4 protein-coding genes are annotated in these 3,604 nt (G+C 67.6%); all 4 read right to left on the bottom strand.

The features are described from left to right. A partial coding sequence (locus AC5JJ6_RS04485; RefSeq protein ID WP_496040894.1) for a BCD family MFS transporter occupies positions 1 to 1,131 on the bottom strand: 1,131 nt, incomplete at its 3' end. Further along, on the bottom strand, positions 1,124 to 1,810 hold the full coding sequence (gene bchM, locus AC5JJ6_RS04480; protein ID WP_496040893.1) for a magnesium protoporphyrin IX methyltransferase: 687 nt from the start codon (positions 1,808 to 1,810) through the stop codon (positions 1,124 to 1,126). The genes bchM and AC5JJ6_RS04485, both read right to left, overlap by 8 nt. Further along, entirely contained in the window at positions 1,810 to 2,718 is a 909-nt protein-coding gene (gene bchL / locus AC5JJ6_RS04475) for a ferredoxin:protochlorophyllide reductase (ATP-dependent) iron-sulfur ATP-binding protein (RefSeq protein ID WP_496040892.1), read from the bottom strand. The genes bchM and bchL overlap by 1 nt, the downstream gene beginning before the upstream one ends. Before the next feature lie 11 nt (positions 2,719 to 2,729). Then, on the bottom strand, positions 2,730 to 3,604 hold an 875-nt coding region (locus AC5JJ6_RS04470; protein WP_496040891.1), incomplete at its 5' end, for a nitrogenase component 1.

Genomic DNA, 3,604 nt, shown 5'->3' with positions numbered 1-3,604 from the left:
CCGAGCCAGCGCCATCGCGGCGGTCAGCGTGCCGACGACGAACAAACCGCTGCCGAAACCGATCAGGACGGTGCCGATCCGGCACAAGTTGGGCGATTCCATCGGAGCGGAGAAGATCACGGCGGAGAAGGCGAACAGGCCGGCCAGCAGGCCCAGCGCCGCCAGCCGGTACGGGTCGGCTCCCCGGCCCAGCCGGCGGGCGGCCAGCGCGAAGCCAGCCAGTGTGCCGCCGGCCAGCAGGGCCGTCAGTGCCGTGGTCTCGCCGACGGTCAGGTTCAGGATCTGGCCGCCGTATGGCTCCAGCAGGATATCCTGCATGCTGAAGGCCGCCGTCCCCAGCCCGACCGCGACCAGCACCCGCCCGGCGCGTCCGGAGCTACGGAAAGCCGCCCAGGATTGGCTGAAGGACGGGCGCGGCAGGTCGGGCCGGGTGGCTGCGGGGTTGCGGGGCTCCTGCTTCCACAGGGCGATCACGTTGAGCACCACCGTCGCGACGGCGCATCCCTGGACCAGCTGGATCAGGCGCAACTGGCTGAAATCGGCCAGCAATGCGCCGAACAGCAGGGCGCTGACGACCATGCCGGCGAGCAACATGACGTAGAGCAGGGCCACGACGCGCGGCCGGGCTTCCGGCGGAGCGAGGTCGGTGGCGAGCGCCAGACCGGCGGTCTGTGTGGTGTGCAGGCCGGCGCCGACCAGCAGGAAAGCCAACGCAGCACCGGCATGGCCGACCCAAACAGGGCCGGTGGTGTCGCCCGACAGGATGATCAGCGCGAACGGCATGATCGCGAAGCCGCCGAACTGGAGCAGCGTGCCGAACCAGATATAGGGTACCCGCTTCCAGCCCAGGACGGAGCGGTGCGTGTCCGACCGGAAACCGACCAGCGCCCGCAGCGGCGCGAACACCAGGGGGAGTGAGACCATGACTGCTACCAGCCATGTCGGCACGCCCAGTTCCACCACCATGACGCGGTTGAGCGTGCCGTTCAGCAGCACGATCGCCATGCCGACGGAGACCTGGAACAGCGCCAGCCGGAGCAGCCGGCCGAGCGGCAGTTCAGGCGTCGCCGCATCCGCGAAGGGCAGGAAGCGCGGTGTCAGGTATGTCCAGACGCGGGCGACCTTAACCATGAGGCACCAGTTCCAGCGCCTGGGAGGTGTAGAAGCCGCAGGCGATCCGTTCGGACCGCGACGCCTTCCATCCGTCAAGTCCGGTCAGCAGATGGCGGAGCGAGGCTTCGCGGACCGGCTCGATCGCGGGGGCGCGGTTGCCGCGCGGGAACAGCTTGCCGACCGCGTGCATGACCGTCAGCGCCTTGGTGCTGGGCGCGAAGGTGAAGACGACGGACGATCCCGTGCGGTCGGTCAGCAACTCCAGCGCCCGGACCATGTCGGCCGCCTTGTAGTGGATCAGGCTGTCCATCGAGACGATGTGGTCGAACCGGCCAAGGGCCGGGTCCAGCATGTCGCCGACGCGGAAGTCCACCTTGAGGTTGCCGGGCAGCCGGTCGCGCGCCAAGCCGACCAGCGTCGGGGAGAGGTCGATCGCGGTGACTTCGGCCCCGCGCTTCGCCGCTTCCAGCGCCAGCATGCCGGTGCCGCAGCCGGCGTCCAGCAGGCGCATGCCGCGCATGTCGTCGGGCAGCCAGCTCAGCAGGGTGCCGCGCATCCGGTCGCGTCCCTCGCGGACGGTGGCCCGGATTCGGCTGACCGGAGCGTCGCTGGTCAGGCGCGACCAGGCCTCGGCGGCGGTGCGGTCGAAATAGGTTTCAAGCTGCCCGCGGCGCTCGATGTATGAAACGGTTTCCATCAGTCGAACCCCAGCAGGTCGAAGATATCGCGGTCTTTCATGGGCTTGGGCGCCAGCGGCTCGGTCCCGGCCCAGAGCGTGGCGGCCAGCCGCAGATACTCGTTCTGCACCGCTTCCAGCTCGGGGGAAGGCTCCATTTCGAACAGGGTCGCCTTCTTCAGGCGGCTGCGGCGGATCGCGTCCAGGTCGGGGAAGCGGGCCAGGGTGTTCAGGCCGACGACATTGTTGAAGCGGTCGATCTGGTCGGTGCCGGCGCTGCGGTTGGCGATGACGCCGCCCAATCTGACATTGTAATTCTTGGCCTTGGCATGGATCGCGGCGACGATGCGGTTCATCGCGAAGATGCTGTCGAAGTCGTTGGCGGTGACGATCAGCGCTCGTCCGGCATGCTGCAATGGGGCCGCGAAACCGCCGCAGACGACATCGCCCAGCACGTCGAAGATCACGACATCGGTGTCGTCGAGCAGGTGATGTTCCTTCAGCAGCTTGACCGTCTGGCCGACGACGTAGCCGCCGCAGCCGGTCCCGGCGGGCGGGCCGCCGGCCTCGACGCACATCACGCCGTTGTAGCCTTCGAACACGAAGTCCTCGGTCCGCAACTCTTCGGAGTGGAAGTTGACCGTCTCCAGGATGTCGATCACCGTCGGGACCAGCCGCTTGGTCAGCGTGAAGGTGCTGTCGTGCTTGGGGTCGCAGCCGATCTGGAGCACCCGCTTACCCAGCTTGGAGAAGGCGACGGACAGGTTGGACGATGTCGTGCTCTTGCCGATGCCGCCCTTGCCGTAGACGGCGAAGACCTTGGCGGTGCCGAGACTGACGGTCGGGTCCATCTGGACCTGGACGCTGCCTTCGCCGTCACCGTGGCCGATCCTTCCGGGAACCGGACGCCTCGTCAGGATTGTGGTCATGCCGCTGCCTTCTAGTGCTGGGAACTGAAATGCGCCTTGGCGTGATAGAGCGTCTCGATCGTGATGCGCGCGATGCCCTGTTCGCGGGCGAAGCGCTCGGTATTGCGGCGGGCCTTGCCCCGGACGAAGAACGGGATCTTGCGAAGCTCCCGCTCGGCATCGGGCGCCCAGCCGGTGTCGTCCGAGTTGGCAACTTCTGCGACTGTTTCCGGAACGACAGGGCTGACGCTGACGGGGTGGCCGAGATGGGACGGCGCCGCTTCGCCGTGGAACTCGAAGTCGTCGCGGAACATCGCCAGCAGGTGTTCTTCCAGCCCCATCATCAGCGGATGGACCCAGGCGTCGAAGATCACGTTGGCGCCCTCGAACCCCATCTGCGGCGAGTAGCGCGCCGGGAAGTCCTGGACGTGGACGGGGGCGGAGATGACCGCGCAGGGGATGCCGAGCCGCTTGGCGATGTGGCGTTCCATCTGGGTGCCGAGCACCAGATCGGGCTGAAGCTCGGACACCCTGGATTCGACCTCCAGGTAGTCGTCGGTGATCAGCGCCTCGATGCCGTAATGGGTGGCTGCTTCCCGGACTTCCCGCGCCATCTCGCGGCTGTAGGTGCCGAGCCCGACCACCGCGAAGCCCAGTTCGGCATGGGCGATCCGGGCCGCCGCGATGGCGTGGCTGGCGTCGCCGAATATGAAGATGCGCTTGCCGGTCAGGTAGGTGCTGTCGACCGAATGCGAGTACCAGGGGAGGCGCGACGAGCCGGCGACCAGTTCCGCCGGAACCTCGATCCCGGCGACATCAGCCACCTCGGCGATGAAGTCGCGGGTTGCGCCGACTCCGATCGGAACGGTCTTGACGGTCGGCTGGCGGAACGTCCGTTGCAGCCATT

This window comes from Skermanella sp., assembly GCF_059503625.1.
This window is presented reverse-complemented; position numbering and strand designations above follow the sequence as displayed.